The sequence below is a fragment of the Bradyrhizobium sp. MOS003 genome, from assembly GCF_003020125.1.
Classification (GTDB): domain Bacteria; phylum Pseudomonadota; class Alphaproteobacteria; order Rhizobiales; family Xanthobacteraceae; genus Bradyrhizobium.
This window is the reverse complement of record NZ_PYFW01000004.1, coordinates 572,302-589,950: the sequence shown is the minus strand read 5'-3', so window position 1 is coordinate 589,950 and position 17,649 is coordinate 572,302. Positions and strand designations below refer to the sequence as shown.

The window sequence follows — 17,649 nt, the reverse complement described above, 5'->3', positions numbered from 1 at the left end:
CGGATGAAGGGCAGGGAGGTTCACGAGGTGGAATTCGAAACGCTGGTCCAGTCGCGCCGCAGCGTGCGCGGCTTCCGGAACGAGCCGGTGCCGCGCGCTGTGATCGAGGCGATCATCGAGAGTGCCAAGCGCGCGCCGTCATCGATGAACACCCAGCCCTGGCACGTCCATGTGCTCACCGGCTCGCCGCTCGAGGAGGTTCGCCGCCGCAACATGGAAGAGATGATCGGTGGGGCCAAGGTCAAGCGCGATATCATCAGCCACGGCGAGTACCAGGGTGTGCATCGCACGCGGCAGGTCGACGTCGCCAAGAAGCTCTTCGGCGCAATGGGGATCGCGCGCGACGACAAGCCGATGCGACAGGATTGGGTGCTGCGCGGCTTCCGCCAGTTCGACGCGCCGGTCTCGCTGGTCCTGACCTACGACCGCGTGCTGGACCCCGGTGCCGTCTGCCATTTCGATCTCGGCGCGCTCTGCTACGGCATCGTGCTCGCGGCATGGGATCGCGGTCTCGGCTCCGTCATCAACGGGCAGGGCATCATGCGCTCCGACATCGTGCGCGAGGTCGCGAAAATTCCGGAGGACGAGGTGATCATGACCTGCGTCGCGATGGGCTATCCCGACGACGACTTTGCCGCGAACGCGGTGCGCTCGGATCGCGAGCACAATCAGGAGTTTGTGCGCTACGTCGGTTTTGTCGATTAGGACGAGGAGAGGAGATTCTTTTCCGGCAGAAATTTTTGGTGTGGACTCCTTGCGGCCTCTTGCAATCTCGAAGACGCGGGAGGAACAATATGCCTCCTGAGAGCTTTGTTGCTGGCGCGAGGGAATTTGACATGCGGCGGCTGGCTAGCCTGGTTCGGCGGTTCTTCGGCCCGCGATTGCGGCGCCCGATCGATGGTGATCCGAGTCTCCCTTTCACGCCAGAGGAGTTCGGCCGCTTGATACGCAGCGGCCGGCATGAGGACATGAAGCTGCTGGCCGAAGGGCTGGCCTGCCGGTCCATCCCGAGCCGCGCCAGCCATCATCGTGCCATCCACTAGACCGGGCTGGCTGCGCCTTCTGCCTGGGGCTCACCGGGTGAGTGCGACCTGCTTGAACGAGGTCACCAGGGCTTTTTCCAATTTTCCGCCCATCCCGCGCAATATTTCGTAGGCTTCCGCGCGCGGCATGGTCGGCTTGTAATGCCGGTGCTCGATCAGCGCTGCAAAGATGTCGGAGATCGTGAGGATCCTCACGATGTCGCCGATGCTCTCGGCGCAGAGAGCATCGGGATAGCCGCTGCCGTCGAGATATTCGTGGTGATGGCGAACGGCATCGAGGATTTCCGGCGAGATCTTGTCGTGTCCCTTCAGGAAGTCGTAGCCGGCGACCGGGTGGGTCTCGATCAGGGCCCGTTCCTCCGCATCGAGGCGGCCCGGCTTGTCGAGAATGGCAAGCGGAATTTGCGCCTTGCCGATGTCGTGGAACATGGCCGCCGAGTAGAGCCGCTCCAGGTCGGTCCTTCCGACACCGAGGCTCAGGCCGAAATCGACGGCGACGCCGGTCACGAGCAGGCAGTGCTGATAGGTTCCCTCGTGGTGGCGCCGCACGGTCGTGAGCCATTCCGAAAGGCCACGCGCGGCGATGCGATCGGCAATCTGACGGCCGGCCTCCCTGGTACCATCGACGTCGAGAGGCTGGCCAAGAGCAACTGCCGTGAACATCGAGGCGATCGCGGTTGCCGCGGCCTCGACCGCGTTGTCGGACTGTGCCGTCTCGCCCGGCGAGGCGGAGGACGGACCCGCTGGATCTGACAGCGTGGACAGCAGCTTGTTCCGGTTTAGAGGGCCGGGCAGGACGTGCGTCGCCCCGAGCGCGTAGGCTTGCGAGATACCGACGTGCGAGGTGTGCTCGAGGAGGAATATCCGCTTCTTCGCCTTGGCGAGCTTGCCGGCCCGCTTCTTGATGGCCGCGATGTTGTCGACGTCGCGCAGCTCGGCACGGATGACGATAGCAGAGGGCACCTGCGATAGCTTGGCTTCGGCGTCCAACCGTTCGCCCGCGACGACGAAGCGCTCCTCGAGGATCGAGCAAACGCCGGCCAGCTTGTCGGACGTGTCGGCCAGCACGTGCACGAAGCAGCGGGCCGGGTCCTTCTCGCGGTTGGCGCCCTGATCTGGGCTGAGAATGGTTCGCGCGTTCTGCACGGTTTGACCTGGACTGTCGCGATTGCAATGGGTGGGTTGAATGTCGGCCTATTTGCTTTGGACCGCGGTCTGTGTGCCGGCTGACGGCGCGTTCGCCGGCCGCTTCTTGCCGTCGGCGGTGATGAAGTGAATGCCGGCCGTGGTGCCATCAATCCAGACGAGCTCGCAGCGGCGATAGGCGAGCCCGGTCGACGACAGCAACATGAAGAATTCCTTGGCCTGCAGCACGTCCAACGTGCCCTCGACCTCGAGCTTTGCGCCTGTCTGCGACACGTCGAGCAGAACGCAGCTGCGCCGCCACGTGCCGTCGGAGCCCATCAGATTGACGGGCTGCCTGTGGTCCATCCGCACGCGCGCCGTCTTGCGGCCGTCGAACTTCATCGGTTACCCCCCGCTTTTGCGACGCGATTTCCCCGATCGCTCCCCTTGACGCTTGCGGCGATTTCCCCCCACCGCACCGTCCACTGGCTGGTCGACAGAAGCAGCGTCTCGAAAATGAGTTGTGCGCGTTCGCGCTCGGCAAAGGAAAGCCTGGTCCCGCTGCGGTTGCTCAGGATGGCGAGCGTGGTCTGCCAGTTCAGCCGTGAAGCCCGGCAGGCCATGACCAGTCCTTCGCAATCGCCATCGGTCATGACGTGCTCGACGATCTCGATGGGAGTCCCCGAAAGCACCGACAAGGCCGTGAGCAAATTGGCGGTCTCGCCGCGGATCGCGAAGCGATTTACGGTGGAATCGTTGAGCTTGCCGATGCGGTTGAGCGCGACGATCTCCGGCCGTGCGCTTGCATACGCGGCCGCACTGGGCAACCGGGGCACAATCGGCGCTGCCGCTTGCGGAGCCGAAACGGGGGGAGCCTTTGTCTCCGCGCGAGCGTTGGGGGCCGGCGAGGCCGACAGCAATTTCTTCAAGACCGGATCTGGCGTGCCTGGTCTCAGCGCCAGAGCCTTCGTGAGCTCGTCATCGCTTGCGCACGTCTCGACGAGTGCGACATAGGCGGCATCGGAGAATTGTGCACCTGCGTTGCCGATCAGGGCAAGGTGGACGGCGCGGCCGCCGCGCCTGACGAGCGTCTCGGTCAATTGCGGCTCGATGCGCGCGCGGGCAGCAATCGCGAGCTGCTGCGGTTCGCCGCTCGTCATCGCGATCGTTTCGAGATCGGACGCGGACAGCGCGGGCGATTTGAGCAGAACGCGGCAGGCGACGTCGGGATCGTCGTGCGAGGCAAGACGTCTCGAGGTCTCCGGTGGAGCTGCTTTGAGTTCGGCGAGCGCATCGCCGAGTTGGATCAAGGCGCTGGCCTCGAGCCGCTCCATCAATCGCAGCAGGACACGATCGACCACATTGGCAAGCAATTGCTGGGGCCGGTCGCGGCTGCCGCTGAGCAGCTGCAAAATGCCTTCGAGGATGCGGGCGCAGCGGTCCAACGGGCAGGTTGCGACCGCATCCTCCAGCTCGATCAATATATTAGCAGGCGCGTTTGCCATCATGGCAGGAGCCCGAATTGCAATGATTTTTTCGATCTAACGTGTTTCATTTCGCTCGAAAGGCGTTAATTTGCTTTTTAGGGATTGCGCGGTCGGGTGCCGAATGACCGGAAAACGCTATCGAAATTTGGCGAGATCCCATGTCCCTCCTTGTCCTCAGGACCGGACGCTCGTCTCCTGAGGGGACACGTTCAGATTGATTCCCTCGGTCTGACGTAAAACCGAAGGGGGGAGCAGACGGCTCATCGCCGGGCGCGCGTCGTTGCGACGCTGCGCTTCTCGTCGCCATGAACAGCATTCATGATGTGCCCAGCTTGGCACCCAGAATATTTCGCTTTTCAGATGTCGATGAATTTCGAAATGCCATCCGAGGCCTGAACTTCGAATTTACGCCTTTCGTTAGGAAGATTTCGGCCGAGCAGATCATTCTGTCGATGCCTGGATGCGACGTGAATCTGACGACCGCATTTCCGCGCGTGGTCGACGCCCAGCTTGTCGAGAACTGCACGGCGGTTGGTTTCACGATGGACGACCTCGACGTGCCGATACGCTTCAACGGCTCGCAGCGTATGCGTCCGGCTGTCGTCATCGGTAGCGGCGGCGCGGCCTATACCATTATCGAGGAAGTGCAGCGGCAGATCGCCTCTGTGGTCTTCAGGCCGGAGGTGACCGAACGCGGCTGGCCGAGACCAACGCAGAGCTTCAAGATTTTCGAAACGAGCGCCGTCGGCATTCAGCGGTTGCGCAGTTTGGTTCGCGAGATCCTGGCCGCGGCCTCGGCGCCGGTTGAGGCGTCGGATATTCCGCTCAAGGCGAGAGCGATGACGGAGTCTCTTCTCGCGGCCGTCGACCACGCGCTGGAAAACGTCGTTTCGGCCCGCTGGACCCTGCGTCCCAACGACGAGCGGAACTTCAGGATATTCAAGGATATCAACGATCTTCTGTCCGACGATCTCTCGCAGCCGATCTACAGCGAGGAGATTGCCCGCAAGCTCGGATTGTCCGTTCGCACGATGCACGACGTCGTCCGCCGCTATCGCGGCATGAGCCTGCACCGTTACCTGCGTCTGCGCCGGCTGTGGCTGGTGCGCCAGCGCTTGCTCGCGGGCGCCGACAGTGTCAAGGCCGTGGCGCTGGCATTCGGCTTCTGGCATCTCAGCGACTTCTCCCGGAGTTACCGCGACCAGTTTGGCGAGACGCCGTCGCAAACGCTGGAGTTCGGACGCGGCCGATAGTCAGCAAATCGGGTAGGGCGGCCGCCGGTTTCGTGCTACCGTTTGGGGATGAGCAATCGCATCCTCGTTCTCTACGGTTCCTACCGCTCCGACCGCATGGGCATCCGCCTTGCGAATTTCGTCATCAACCGCCTGCGCGAGCGCGGCGACGATGTCACCTTCATCGACGCCAAGGCGATCGGGCTGCCGATGCTCGACCGCATGTACAAGGAGTACCCGAAGGGCTCGGCGCCTGGGGCGCTGGAGACTCTGGCCGGGCAGATCTGCAGCGCCGACGGCTTCGTCTTCGTCACCGGTGAGTACAATTGGGGCATCCAGCCCGGCTTGAAGAATCTCACCGACCATTTCCTCGAAGAGTGGTTCTGGCGTCCGGCGGCGATCGTGAGCTATTCGGCCGGCCGCCTGTCCGGCGCGCGCGCCGCAACCGCCTGGCACGGCACGCTCTCCGAGATGGGGATGGTGGTGGTTTCGAGCACCATCGGCGTCGGGCCGATCGGGCAAACGCTGTCGGCCGAGGGCGAGCCGATCGGCGACGGCGGCAAGGCCCTGGAGCGCGCGTTCCCGCGCTTTGCCGACGATCTCGCCTGGTGGATCGAGGCGGCAAAGGCGCAGCGGGCGCGCAAGGCGCCGCCTTACTAACCCGTCTATGCCGCCCTGACTTCACCGAGGAAGCGGTCGAACTGTCCGGCGAGATCGCGCGACTGCGTCGAAAGCTGCTCGGCGGCGCCGAGCACTTCCCTGGCAGCAGCTCCGGTGTCGTCGGCGGCGCGCTGCACGCCTGCGATGTTGGTGTTGACCTCCTGTGTGCCGCGGGCGGCCTCCTGGACGCTGCGGGAAATCTCCTTGGTCGCCGAGCCCTGTTGCTCGATCGCCGCGGCGATCGCAGTGCCGATCTGGTCGATCTCGCCGATGACGTCGGCGACGTTGCGGATCGCGGCCACGGTTTCATCGCTCGCGGTCTGGATCGCCGTGATCTGCTCGGAGATTTCGGTGGTGGCCTTGGCGGTCTGGCCCGCCAGCGATTTCACCTCGGAGGCGACCACGGCAAAGCCGCGGCCGGCCTCGCCGGCGCGGGCGGCCTCGATGGTCGCGTTCAGCGCGAGCAGGTTGGTCTGCTCGGCAATGCTCTGGATCAGGGTGACGACGTCGCCGATCTTCTGCGCGCCCTCGGCGAGGGTGCGTGCGGTGTCGCCGGTGCGGCGGGCGTTCTCGACGGCGCGGGCCGCGATCTCGGTGGATTGTGCGACCTGACGGCCGATCTCGGAGATCGAGGAGGTCAGCTCTTCGGTGGCGCTGGCGACGGTCTGCACGTTGGTCGAGGTCTGCTCGGAGGCTGCCGCGACGACCGCGGCCTGGCTGTTGGTCTGGGCCGCCGTCGAGGTCATCGATTGTGCCGTGCTTTCCATGGTCGAGGACGCCGTGGACAGGCCGCCGACGAGCTCGGTGACCTTGGCCTCGAACGCGCGGGTGAGCTCGTCGAGCGCCTGAGCGCGGCGCATCTTGCCGTCGCTCTCGGCCTGCTTCTCGGCTGTGAGCCGATCTGCCCGGATCATGTTGTCCTTGAAGACCTGGACGGCCGCAGCCATTGCCCCGATCTCGTCGGAGCGCTCGGCGCCCGGGATGCTGTCCGCCACCTCGCCCTCGGCGAGCCGCGACATCCGGCTGGTCAGATTGACGATCGGCGCGCAGACACGGCGGCGAACCATCACGATGAGGCCGGCGCTCGCGATCAACACGGCGACCAGGCCGAGCAGCGCGATGGTGAAGCTCATGCGCGCGGCGGAGGAGGCGCCGGCGAGAATCTGCTCGGCATTGTCGTAGAGCGCATCGCGAACTCCGATGATGGATCCGAGGCCCTTTTGTGACGCCGCGTAATAGGTGTCGACATCGTGCTCATACTTGCCGCTGACAGCGCCGTCCTTGACCAGCTTGAGCTCGCGGCCGAACTCCTCGACATAGCGCGAATTCATCGTCTCCAGCGCAGTGCTGACATTGGCGGGCGTTGCGGGATGGCCGCGCAACTCCATCAGCGACATCACGATCTGGTCGCTGCGGCCCTGCATGCGGGCGACGTCGGCCTTCTCCGCGTCGGTCGCGACCTTCTTGCCGCCGACGAGGTTCTTGTGCACGCTGGCATTGAGGCCGCCGATGTCGCGGAGCGTCATGGCGATGTTCGCGTAGTTCGACTGCCGGTAGGCATCGCCGTTCAGGATCGCCATGCGGCGAACCTGCTCGTTGAGCAGTGCGGTCACGCCTGCGTTGAGAACGGCGTTGTCGGCGACGACCTTGCGGGCCGCATCCTTGCGCGCCTCGGCCGGGCCTGCGATCGCCTTGTCGATGGCTTCGCGGAGCGCGGTGAACTTCGAATTGATGGCGTCGATCTCGGTCCCGATGGTGGTGCCGTCGTCGAACGAGCCGGGCAGCTCCTTGCGCAGGGCGTTCATCCGGTCGCGCGCACCGTCGGTCTGCTTGCGCAGCTTGTCCTGCTCGGCCATCTGCGCCGGATCCACCGTCGCAGGCCCGTAGAGGATGTTGGTCGAAAAGCCCCGTTCGGGATTGAGATAGCGCGGGATGTCGCTGGCGGCGCGGACGATCGCAAGTCGGCCCTGGGCCTCGCCGATCCTGTCCATGGTCTGGTACTTCGTCACGGCGACGTAGACGGCGAGGCCGCCGCCCACGGTCGAGAGCGAGACGATGGCGGTGGTCAGGAGCGTTCCGATTTTCATGATCTGTCCGGCAATTGGCACGGGAGGGGAGAAAGATATTCTCCGGAAAATTGACAGACCCGTATTAATCGGGGGTTTACGCTGCCGGGGTCATGCGGGTGCGGCCCCGGGCTAGCGATCAAAGGTAGCAAGGATCTGCAGCGTCGCGGCGTCGCGCTCGCCTGCGAAATAGCGGGCGAGCGCCTCGCCGAACACGGGCTCGCTGGACACCGCGTCGAACAGCGTCATCGACGAGCGGAATTTGGCGTCATCCGGGGCGCTGAGGATTGCGTTGATGCTCCGGCCCTGAACCGCGAGCACGAGCCTGGTACATTCGACCAGGCGCGGCCCGAGCAAGGAATGGGCGAGATAGGCCTTCGCCTCCGCGCGGGAGCCGATGGCGTAGCGCTGCGACATGGCGCTGGACCCGAGCCCGGCAACCTGCGGAAAGACAAACCACATCCAGTGAGTCTGCTTCCGACCCCGGGCGAGCTCGCCCTGAACGTTGCGGTAGACCGGATCCTGGGCCCGGACAAAGCGCTCTAGATCGAAAAGATCGGTCATTAGATACCTTAAGATGCCTTGTCGCACCCTTGCCGGCCGCGATTATGCCTAACTTTTGGCTCCCAATGTGGTAGCTGGTATAGAATCGCCGGGTGGGGGTTGGGCCCCCCGGGGGTCGTTTTGGGGATCTGATGGTTTCCGACCGCGCAAGCGCCGAAAGGCTGTTGTCGCGCCGCCGTGTGGGGCGAGCGGAGACGATACTGCTGTCTTTGGCTGCCGTCGCGCTGGCACTGGGGGCTGCTGCTTGGGTCGCTGATATCGGCGATACGACCGCACTGGTCACCGCTGCACTGCCGCCGGCCAATAGCCCGTCTTTCGAGGACCGTTTCGCGTCGGCGTCCGGCAATCCGCCGGCCCGCGAGCTCGGCCTGCGGACGATGGAGCGTTCAGCCCTGAGCGCGGTCCAACTCAAGCTCCGCGACGCAAAGGCGATGCTTGCCCAGAAGCTCCAGGGTGACGATTGGCGCTCGACCCTGACCGATGACGACCGGCACGCGGTTGACGAGAGGAGGCCCTCGCAGCGTGCCGACGCTATCCCGATGCCGCGCTCGCGACCGGCCCAGGCGGACATCTCCGCCCAGATCGCCTCCAGCCAGGCCTATGCCGACACCAACCCAAGGGTCGACAACCGCAACTTGTTCGAAAAATTCACCGACAAGATCAGGCTCGCCTCGCTGACGCCCGGCGACGGCCTGTTCGGCAAGGCGCCGGACCTCGCCGCCCTCGGCTACGATTCGCGTACGGCGGTCTATGACATCAAGGCCAAGGCGCTTTACCTGCCGAGCGGCGTCGCTCTGGAAGCCCATTCCGGCATGGGCGCGCTGATGGACGACCCCGATCATGTCGATCAGCGCATGGTCGGTGCGACTCCGCCCGCGATCTACGACCTGAAGCCGCGCGAAAAGCTGTTCCACGGCGTCCGCGCGCTGCGCCTGACGCCGACCGAGGGCACCAGTGCACTCGGCCGCGTCGGCCTTCTCACCCACAATTACATGCTGGGCCCGCGCGGCGATTCCAACGGCTGCGTCTCGATCAAGGATTATGATCGTTTCCTCAAGGCCTGGGACAATGGCGAGTTCAACCGTCTTGTCGTGGTGCCGAGCCTGAGCGGATCGGCGACCGCCTCGCAGCGCGCCAGCACCAACTCCTGATCTTCGCCTGCTGCGGCGGGGCTGCCGTTTCCCCTTCGTTAAGCCGTCATCGTCCAGAAGCAGCCCATGAGTGATCCATCAAGTTCAGAGACCCCGCTGCGCACGACGTTCAAGATCAAGCTGAACGGCGACACGTTGGCGATAGCAACCGTCGGCCAGGCCTATCAATTCCTCACCAACTTCAAGTCGGTCGAATGGATGGAATTCCGCTCCCTGCACGAGGACGCCGTCGAAGCTCTGGAAGGGGCGGCCGGTAACGCGATGCTGGCGGTGCAGGCAACCAACGCCGTGCGCGCGCTGTTCGTCAGCGCCAAGCTGCTCTGAGGCTCTTCGGCTCACGGTCTCGTAGCACGGGCGGAGCGCGCGCGTCATGCGGGCGACCGGCCAGGGGCCTTTTCCTCGCGCATCTTGAACTCCACGACGGGAACGGGCAAACGGTCGGTCGTCGCTGCAAGCCCGCATGTTTGAAATTTGGTTCAGGGAGAAACTCATCATGAAACGCCGTACATTTCTCAAGGGCGGCGCAGTCGCCGGCGCGACGACGCTGGTTGCTGCACCTGCGATCGCGCAGAGCGCGCCCGAGATCAAATGGCGCCTGACCTCGAGCTTCCCGAAGTCGCTCGACACCATCTACGGCACGGCGCAGACCTTCGCGAAATACGTCGCCGAGGCCACCGACAACAAATTCCAGATCCAGACCTTCGGCGCCGGCGAGATCGTTCCGGGCTTGCAGGCGCTCGACGCCGTCAGCACCGGCTCGGTGGAGATGGCGCAGACCCCGCTCTATTTCTACATCGGCAAGGAGCCTGCGCTGGCCTATGCCACCGGCGCGCCGTTCGGCATGAACCATCGCCATCAGGAATCGTGGTGGCACTTCGGCGGCGGCGCCGATCTCACCAACGAGGCGCTCAAGCCGTTCAAGGCGCACGCCATCCTCTGCGGCAATTCCGGCACCCAGATGGGCGGCTGGTTCCGCAAGGAGATCAAGACCGTCGACGATCTCAAGGGCCTCAAATTCCGCATCGCCGGCATGGGCGGCCATGTGCTGGCACGGCTCGGCGTCGTGCCGCAGCAGATCGCGGGCGGCGATATCTATCCGGCGCTGGAGAAGGGCACGATCGACGCGGTCGAGTTCGTCGGCCCCTACGACGACGAGAAGCTCGGCTTCCATAAGGTCGCCAAATACTATTATTTCCCCGGCTGGTGGGAAGGCGGCGCGATGCTGCACATGATCATCAACGACGAGAGATGGGCTTCGCTGCCGAAGCAGTACCAGGCGATCGTCAACCAGGCGGGTGCGGCGGCCGGCGCCTGGATGCTCGAGAAATACGACAGCGTGAATCCGGCGGCGCTGAAGCGGCTGATCGCCAGTGGCGCGGAGCTGAAGGCGTTCCCGCAGCCGGTGCTGGAGGCCTGCTACAACGCGACCCAGGACCATCTGAACGAGCTAGCCGCCAAGAGCGACCTGTTCAAGCGGACCAAGGAAAGCCACGACGCGTATATGAAGGAGCTGCTGTTCTATACGCAGATCGCGGAGAATTTTTACGACAACTATCTGCTCAGCAAGATGCGCAACAAGAGCTGATTGTGAGGGGCGCGGTGTCACGCCGCGCCCGCCTCTCGTAGGGTGGGCAAAGGCGCCCTTGCGCCGTGCCCACGTTCTCTCGCTTCATTTGTAATGGTGGGCACGCTCGCGCTTTGCCCACCCTACGAATTCTTCGTAGCCCGGATGGAGCGCAGCGTAATCCAGGGTTCGTGCGTCACGGCGAGCTCTCCCGGATTGCGCTGCGCTCCATCCGGGCTACGGGCTGAGCCCCAGTTTCGCATAGATCCGCCGCGCATAGACACCGAACGCATCGGTCGTCTTGAGCGGAAGGTCACGCGGGAAGGGCAGGTCGATCGGGAAGTAGTCGGCCATCTTCGCAGGTCCCGCCGTCAGCACCGCGCAGTGTGACGACAGGAACACCGCTTCCTGGATCGAGTGCGTGACGAAGATGATGGTCTTGCCGCTTTCGCGCCAGATCCGCAGCATCTCCAGGTTCATCTGCTCTCGCGTCAGCGCGTCCAGCGCGCCGAACGGCTCGTCCATCAGGATCAGCTTTGGATCGTGAATGAAGGCGCGCGCGATGGCGGTGCGCTGCTGCATGCCGCCGGAGAGTTCGCGCGGATATTTCTGTTCGAAGCCTGAGAGGCCGACGAGGTTGAGCAGGTCGCGCGCCCGCTCGCGCGCGGCCTTCATCGGCAGGCCGACGATCTCGGCCGGCAGCAGCACGTTGTCCAGGATCGTCCGCCATTTCAGGAGCAGCGCCTGCTGGAACACCATGCCGATGTCACGGCTCGGATCGAAAGGGCTCTCGGCATTGCCGATCTTCACGCTGCCGCCGTCGGCGCCGTGCAGGCCGGCCAGGATCTTCATCACCGTGGTCTTGCCGCAGCCGGATGGCCCGACCAGCGAGACCAGCTCACCTTCCTGCACGTCCATGGTGACGTCGGAGACCGCCAGAAATTCGGCGCCGCCGCTGCGATAGACCTTGCGGACGCCTCGCAGGCTGATGAACGGTTCTGAACTCATGCCAGCCATTTGCTCAAATGGGCGGCGACGAAGGCATCGTCGCTGAGGTCGGCATGCTCGCGGTAAACGCGGTCGATCTCCTCCTTCTGGCCGGGGCTGAGGCCCTCGTTCGGATCGAGGCACCACAGGCCCCGCATCAGGCCCTGGCGCCGCAGCACCTCGTGGCAGCCTGCGATGCAGCCGTGAAAGTTGTTGGCGACGTCGAAGAAGGCGCTGTTGCAGTCGGTGACGCGGGCATCGAGCGCCAGCAGGTCTGCCGGAACGCTGTCCTTGTGCCGCGCCGCCTTGCAGCGTTCGAACTGCTTGATCGCGCTCGCCGTCCACACCGACCAATGGCCGAGCAGTCCGCCCTTGAAGTACGTGCGCGTCGTCACGCCTTTGTCGCGGAGGTCGAACGGCAACATCAGGTCGAGCAGGATGTGGTCGTCATTGCCGGTGTAGAGCGCGACGCGGTCGAGGGCGCCTGCGGCCGCGACGCCGCGCAGGACGTCGAGGGTGCGATAGCGGTTGAACGGGGCGATCTTGATCGCGATGACGTTGTCGATCGAGGCGAAGCGCTGCCAGAACCGGGCGGACAGGATGACGCCGCCGACGGCGGGCTGGAGATAGAAGCCGACCAGCGGAATCTCGGCGGCAACAGCCGTGCAATGGGCAATGATCTCGTCCTCGGAGGCGCTCTTCATCGCGGCAAGACTGAGCAGGCCCGCATGATAGCCGATGTCGCGCGCGGTGCGGGCCTCGGTGACGGCCTGCGTGGTCGGTCCGGCGAGGCCTGCGACCATCGCCAGCGGACGCTTGGTCCAGTTGGCCGCGGTCTCGGCGGCAAGCTCGAGCACGGGCCGATAGAGCCCGACCTCGCGGATGGCGAACTGGGTAGTGTGCACGCCGACCGCAAGGCCGCCGGAGCCGGCGTCGATGTAATAGCGCGTCAGCGCGCGCTGATGCGTCTTGTCAAGCTGGCGATCGGAGGTGAGCGCGAGGGGATGCGCCGGCATCACGGTGCCTTCGGCAATCAGCTTGCGGATGTCGGCGTTGATCTGGCTGTGGTGCATGATGTCCTATCCGAATTCCGGGCCGGCAACGGCGAATGGCATTTCTTCACCGGCAGTGGTGGCGGGGCCGAACCGCATGCGCTGGAATGGCCGTTCGATGGTCCAGCCAGATGCCGTCAAGCCTTCCAGGAACGCGGCTTGCGAGGCGACGGCGTCGAGCAGCAGCGGACCTGTCTCGGAGCGCACGATTGCGTCGACCAAGCCCAGCGCTGCCGGCGCATCGTCGGCCAACAACGGGCCGACATGGCGGGCGGTGCGGCCGTCGCGCACCAGTGCGATGGCGCCGTTCGCGCCAACGATGCGTGAGCCGGAACGCTGTGCGAAGGCTTCGAGCAGCGCGGTCCGGTCGAAACCGGTGGCTCGCAAGTCCCGCGCACGAAGCGCTTCGATGGTCGCGAATGACGATTGCGGCGTTTTGGCCGGCGCAGGCTTCGCCAGCTTCAGGCGGCGCAATTGCAGCGTCGGCGTGAACCCCAATGGTCCGTAGACGGCGGCGCCGTCGGGCGTGGCGTCGAGCCAGCTGGTCAGACCGTTCTGACGCGCCGTCTCCAGGCAGGCATCGACGAGGTGCGTGGCAAACCCACGCCGCCGATGCGTGCCTGAGACCAGGACCATGCTGATCCAGGCGTTGTTGCCGGAATAGGGCAGCAGCGCGGCCGTGGCGACCAGCCGCATGCCGTCGCGAATGCCGAACACGATTCCGTCGCGCAGGAAGATGCGCCAATCCTCTTCGGTCTGGTTCCAATGCGCTTCCGTCGACAACGCCAGCCCCGCGATCGCGTCGTCGACGCCGAGCCGGACGATGTGCGGGGCGTCAGTAACGGCCATCGCGGACCTCGTACTTGGTGGGCTTGCCGAGGCTCGGCATGGCGCGCGAGACCCAATCGGCGGTCCAGGCGATCAGCTGCTCGGTGTCGACGACCGGCAGGCCAAACAGGTCCACAGCCTTCGAGGTGTCGGTCAGCCATGCTGTCGGCTGCTCCTCGCCGACAAGCACCGGCGCGCGGCCGAACCTTGCGCCGAATTTTGCCGCGAGATCACGCACCGCCAAAATCTCGTGGCCGCTGACATTGATCGGCGAGGTCGGCGCGGTGCAATGGGCGAGGCAGCGCAGCGCCTGCGCGGAGGCGTCGCCCTGCCAGATGAAGTTGACGTGACCCAGGCTGACGTCGATCGGCGCACCCGTCAGCACTTTCGTCGCGATGTCGTGCAGTACGCCATAGCGCATGTCGATCGCGTAGTTGAGGCGGAACAGCCGGCCGGGCGTCGAAAATTTGCGCGAGAAATATTCGAACATCCGCTCGCGGCCGACGCAGGACTGGGCGTATTCGCCGGGCGGGTTCGGCGCCATCTCCTCGGTCGAGCCTTTGCCGTCGACGGGCACGAATGGATAGATGCAGCCGGTCGAGAACGTCACGATCCGCGACGACGGAAAGGCCTGCGCCACCAGCGCCGGCACATGCGCGTTCATCGCCCAGGTCAGCGACAGATCGCCCTCGGCGCCGAATTTTCGGCCGGCCATGAAGACGATGTTCGGCGCCTTCGGCAGCGACTGGATCGCCTTTTCGTCCATCAGGTCGCAATTGATGGTTTCGACGCCGCGCGCGTGTAGCCATTCCTTCACGCCGGCCTCGCTGAAGCGGGCGACGCCGATGACGCGGCGGTCCGGCGCGGCGGCTTTGGCGAGCCCGGCCAGCGTCGGGCCCATCTTGCCGCCGACGCCGAGGATCATGATGTCGCCCTCGACCTTAGCAAGGTCGTCGATCAGCGCTTGCGTCGGACGGCACAGGAGATCGTCGAGCGCCGCGATATCGGGAATCGTTTTCGGCAGGGTCTCGCGGGTGAGCAGCATGGTCGGTCCTTCGTTAGTTTTGTCTGGCGTCGCCGACGACGAACATGCGTTCGAGGACGAGGACCAGGCCGTAGAGAGCGACGCCGAGCAGGGTCAGCAGCACGACGGCCATCACCATCGCGGGCGTGTCGAGCGAGGACTGCACCTGGATCATGAGATAGCCGAGTCCGCGCTCGGAGGCGATGAACTCGCCGACGATGGCGCCGGCGACCGCCAGGATGGCGCCGACCTTCATGCCGGAGAACACGTAAGGCAGCGATCCCGGCAGCTGGATCTTGCGGAACAGCGTCCAGCGCGAGCCACGCAGCGACTTGACGAGATCGAGCAGATCAGGCTCGACCTCGCGCAAGCCGCGCGCGGTGGTGAGCAGGATCGGGAAGAAGCAGATGCTGAAGGCAATCAGGATGTTCGGCACGATGCCGTAGGAAAACCAGACGATCAGGAGCGGGCCGAGCGCGACCTTCGGGATCATGTTCAGCGTCACGAACAGCGGCAGCAGCGCCATGCTGAGCAGCGGGGCCCAGCTGAAGATCACGGCGAGCGCGACACCGACGAAGGCGCCGAGCGCGAAGCCGCCGAGGATCTCGATCTCCGTCACCAGCGTGTTGGCGCCCCAGGCGTAGTTCGCGGTTCCCAGCGTCTGGATCGTCGCGAGCGGGGAGGGCAGAATGAATTTCGGCACGTGGAAGGCGTCGACCGCGACCTGCCAGAGCACGAGCACGGCAAGGTGCACGATCAGGATGATTGCAAAACTGCGCGAGGCGCGTGCGCTGTCTCCTGCCACCGATTGCTCCCTGTTGGCGCGGCAGCGGGGCCGCTGGTCGCAAGCCTAACCCTCCTCTGCGAAAGTTTCAACCAGTTGGTTGATTAGGGCCGAAGCGACTGCAGGACCAGATCGGCGACATGGCAGCGGCGGGCGCGGCGCTGGGCGCGGCTCGACAGGTCTTTGCCGAAGATCGCCGAAAGCGTCGGCGTGTTGGAGAAGAAGAAATAGCTGAGGCCCGCAATGGAGATATAGAGCTGGACGGGATCGATGCCCTTGCGGAACACGCCCGCGCGCACCCCCTCGTTGAGAATGTGGGAGACGCTCTTCACCAGCGGGGAGTGCATCGCTTCCAGCCGTGTCGAGCCGCGGACGTGGCGGGCGCCGCCGCGGTTCTCGTCGTTCAAAAGCACGATGAAATCAGGGTTTGCGGCCAGGTGGTCGAAGGAAGCCTCGATCAGCTTGCGGATCGCCTTCTCCGGCGGCAGGCCCTCGAGATTGAGCTTGCGCTCCTGCTCGCGGATGTCTTCATAGACCCATTCGAGCACGGCGAGGTAGAGCGCGTCCTTGTCGCCGAAATAGTGATAGACCAGCTGCTTGTTGACGCCGGCGCGCATCGCGATCTCGTCGACGCGGGCGCCGGCGAAGCCGTGCCGGGCAAATTCCAGCCGCGCCGCGGTCAGCAGTTTCTTGCGGGTGGCGACGGGGTCGCGGCGCTGCGGCACGGTGTCGCCAGATCGTTTTGCGGGCATTTCCAACCAAACAGTTGACAAGTGGAGGGCGGGCTTGTTGCATTGGTATCCTCACACGGGGAGAGCGACAAGCCGGGTCGCTGGCATGAGGAGAGATGCGATGAAGCGTTTGCAGACGGCCGTTGTGGCCCTGATGCTCAGTTTGCCGGCGGTGCCGGCGAGCGCGGGCGAGGCCGTGAACCTGATCCTCAATTGGACGCCGACGGCCGATCACGCGCCGTATTATTACGCCAAGGCGCAAGGCTGGTACGAGAAGGCGGGCATCGACCTCACCATCGAGACCGGCAAGGGCTCGGGCGTCTCCGCCGCCAAGGTCGGCTCCGGCGGCTCGCCGTTCGGCGTCGCCGATCTCGCCACAATGCTGGTGGCCAAGAGCAAGGGCGCCGACACCGTCGCGGTGATGAGCGTCTATGCCAACACCGGGCAGACGTTCTACTGGCTGAAGAGTTATGGCGTGAACGGCGTGAAGGATTTTGCCGGCCACAAGATCGGCAATCCGCCCGGGGACGCCTCGCGCGTGATGTGGCCGGCCTTCGCCAAGGCCGCCGGCCTCGCGCCGGATTCCGTCGGCTTCGTCAATGTCGGACCGACCGCGAAGATCGCGGCACTGAAAAGCCACACCGTCGACATCATCAGCGACTTCTACAACGAGCACGATCTCAAGGTGATCGAGTTCGGGCCGGACCTCGGCTACGTCAACTGGAAGGACATCGGGCTCAATCCCTACGGCAATTCGCTGATCGTCAACGGCGCCTATTTGCAAAAGAATCCGAAGGTCGTCGAGGACTTCGTGCGCGTCACGCAGAAGGCCTTTGCGGCCTGCGTTGCCGACGTCGCCCCGTGTCTGAAGGCGTTGCTCGACCAGGTCTCCGGTCTCGACCAGGCGAACCAGGAGCGCCAGTGGGAGCGCATCAAGTTCCTGATGGCGGACGAGTTCACGACGACCAAGGGGCTTGGGTGGATCGACGGCGAGCGGATGAAGAAGGATTACGAACTGGTCCAGACCTATCTCGGCATGGAGAAGCCGTTCGACGTGACGACGGCGTTCACGACCAAGATGCTGGATCCGGGCATCAAGATGGATGCGAGCAAGGTGAAGAAGTAGGGGGCTGCGCGCGCTTCTCTCGTGCCCCGGACGCAGCGCAGCGTCCCTTTGACGGTGCGCTGCAGAGCCCGAGCCCATGTCGCGGAGACCAACCAAGTGGCACGGTCCCGGCTCCGCGCAGCAACGCTTGCGCGTTGCAGCGCGTCCGGGACACGAGAGCGCGACACCAACTTCTCCCACGTAACCCCACGGAGACATTAACCAGCCGTTAACCATATCCGCCGC

General features: G+C 64.8%; 18 protein-coding genes. 7 read left to right on the top strand and 11 right to left on the bottom strand.

Features of this window, described 5'->3' with window-relative positions; genetic code table 11:
• Nucleotides 1-27 precede the first annotated feature (27 nt).
• Complete coding sequence (locus C7G42_RS21645) at nt 28-705, top strand: nitroreductase (RefSeq protein WP_106951084.1); 678 nt, start codon at nt 28-30, stop codon at nt 703-705.
• Nucleotides 706-1,073: 368 nt separating this feature from the next.
• On the opposite strand, the gene C7G42_RS21635 is transcribed toward C7G42_RS21645, so the two are convergent.
• The 3 genes from C7G42_RS21635 to C7G42_RS21625 are packed head-to-tail and all read right to left on the bottom strand — an operon-like array spanning nt 1,074 to nt 3,676.
• A complete protein-coding gene (locus C7G42_RS21635) occupies nt 1,074-2,189 on the bottom strand; it encodes an HD-GYP domain-containing protein (RefSeq protein WP_106950961.1) in 1,116 nt (371 codons plus the stop codon).
• Between the two features lie 48 nt (nt 2,190-2,237).
• Nucleotides 2,238-2,570, bottom strand: a complete 333-nt coding sequence (locus C7G42_RS21630; protein ID WP_106950960.1) for a PilZ domain-containing protein — start codon at nt 2,568-2,570, stop codon at nt 2,238-2,240.
• Nucleotides 2,567-3,676, bottom strand: coding sequence for a DUF2336 domain-containing protein (locus tag C7G42_RS21625; protein WP_106950959.1), 1,110 nt, complete (start codon nt 3,674-3,676; stop codon nt 2,567-2,569). Before C7G42_RS21625 ends, C7G42_RS21630 begins: the two co-directional genes overlap by 4 nt.
• Before the next feature lie 284 nt (nt 3,677-3,960).
• On the opposite strand from C7G42_RS21625, the gene C7G42_RS21620 reads away from it, so the two are divergent.
• Together C7G42_RS21620 and C7G42_RS21615 are read left to right on the top strand one after the other, a co-directional pair.
• Nucleotides 3,961-4,908 carry an AraC family transcriptional regulator gene (locus C7G42_RS21620; RefSeq protein ID WP_106950958.1) on the top strand — a complete coding sequence of 316 codons (948 nt, stop codon included), beginning with the start codon at nt 3,961-3,963 and terminating at the stop codon, nt 4,906-4,908.
• A gap of 48 nt (nt 4,909-4,956) precedes the next feature.
• Nucleotides 4,957-5,547, top strand: coding sequence for an NADPH-dependent FMN reductase (locus C7G42_RS21615; protein ID WP_106950957.1), 591 nt, complete (start codon nt 4,957-4,959; stop codon nt 5,545-5,547).
• 5 nt (nt 5,548-5,552) lie between these two features.
• Here C7G42_RS21615 and C7G42_RS21610 read toward each other — a convergent pair whose 3' ends face one another.
• The gene (locus C7G42_RS21610; RefSeq protein ID WP_106950956.1) at nt 5,553-7,634 is read right to left on the bottom strand and encodes a methyl-accepting chemotaxis protein; all 2,082 of its coding nucleotides are present in this window, start codon (nt 7,632-7,634) and stop codon (nt 5,553-5,555) included.
• Nucleotides 7,635-7,745: 111 nt separating this feature from the next.
• Entirely contained in the window at nt 7,746-8,177 is a 432-nt protein-coding gene (locus tag C7G42_RS21605; RefSeq protein ID WP_106950955.1) for a DUF1810 domain-containing protein, read from the bottom strand.
• A gap of 200 nt (nt 8,178-8,377) precedes the next feature.
• On the opposite strand from C7G42_RS21605, the gene C7G42_RS21600 reads away from it, so the two are divergent.
• The 3 genes from C7G42_RS21600 (at nt 8,378) to C7G42_RS21590 (ending at nt 10,913) form a co-directional block, all read left to right on the top strand.
• Complete coding sequence (locus C7G42_RS21600; RefSeq protein ID WP_106951082.1) at nt 8,378-9,328, top strand: DUF2778 domain-containing protein; 951 nt, start codon at nt 8,378-8,380, stop codon at nt 9,326-9,328.
• Between the two features lie 66 nt (nt 9,329-9,394).
• Nucleotides 9,395-9,652, top strand: a complete 258-nt coding sequence (locus C7G42_RS21595) for a hypothetical protein (protein WP_018322933.1) — start codon at nt 9,395-9,397, stop codon at nt 9,650-9,652.
• Nucleotides 9,653-9,821: 169 nt separating this feature from the next.
• The gene (locus tag C7G42_RS21590) at nt 9,822-10,913 is read left to right on the top strand and encodes a TRAP transporter substrate-binding protein (RefSeq protein WP_106950954.1); all 1,092 of its coding nucleotides are present in this window, start codon (nt 9,822-9,824) and stop codon (nt 10,911-10,913) included.
• 216 nt (nt 10,914-11,129) lie between these two features.
• Here the strand turns inward: C7G42_RS21590 and C7G42_RS21585 are convergent, their stop codons facing one another.
• The 6 genes from C7G42_RS21585 to C7G42_RS21560 all read right to left on the bottom strand — a co-directional run bounded on the left by C7G42_RS21585 (nt 11,130) and on the right by C7G42_RS21560 (nt 16,319).
• Nucleotides 11,130-11,909 carry an ABC transporter ATP-binding protein gene (locus C7G42_RS21585; RefSeq protein ID WP_106950953.1) on the bottom strand — a complete coding sequence of 260 codons (780 nt, stop codon included), beginning with the start codon at nt 11,907-11,909 and terminating at the stop codon, nt 11,130-11,132.
• Nucleotides 11,897-12,952, bottom strand: coding sequence for a dihydrodipicolinate synthase family protein (locus C7G42_RS21580; protein WP_106950952.1), 1,056 nt, complete (start codon nt 12,950-12,952; stop codon nt 11,897-11,899). Before C7G42_RS21580 ends, C7G42_RS21585 begins: the two co-directional genes overlap by 13 nt.
• 6 nt (nt 12,953-12,958) lie before the next feature.
• On the bottom strand, nt 12,959-13,780 hold the full coding sequence (locus tag C7G42_RS21575; RefSeq protein WP_106950951.1) for a GNAT family N-acetyltransferase: 822 nt from the start codon (nt 13,778-13,780) through the stop codon (nt 12,959-12,961).
• The gene (locus tag C7G42_RS21570) at nt 13,767-14,804 is read right to left on the bottom strand and encodes an NAD-dependent epimerase/dehydratase family protein (protein WP_106950950.1); all 1,038 of its coding nucleotides are present in this window, start codon (nt 14,802-14,804) and stop codon (nt 13,767-13,769) included. Before C7G42_RS21570 ends, C7G42_RS21575 begins: the two co-directional genes overlap by 14 nt.
• Before the next feature lie 13 nt (nt 14,805-14,817).
• A complete protein-coding gene (locus C7G42_RS21565) occupies nt 14,818-15,588 on the bottom strand; it encodes an ABC transporter permease (RefSeq protein WP_106950949.1) in 771 nt (256 codons plus the stop codon).
• 83 nt (nt 15,589-15,671) lie between these two features.
• Nucleotides 15,672-16,319, bottom strand: coding sequence for a TetR/AcrR family transcriptional regulator (locus C7G42_RS21560; protein WP_106950948.1), 648 nt, complete (start codon nt 16,317-16,319; stop codon nt 15,672-15,674).
• A gap of 100 nt (nt 16,320-16,419) precedes the next feature.
• On the opposite strand from C7G42_RS21560, the gene C7G42_RS21555 reads away from it, so the two are divergent.
• Nucleotides 16,420-17,424 carry an ABC transporter substrate-binding protein gene (locus C7G42_RS21555; RefSeq protein ID WP_106950947.1) on the top strand — a complete coding sequence of 335 codons (1,005 nt, stop codon included), beginning with the start codon at nt 16,420-16,422 and terminating at the stop codon, nt 17,422-17,424.
• Nucleotides 17,425-17,649 lie beyond the last annotated feature (225 nt).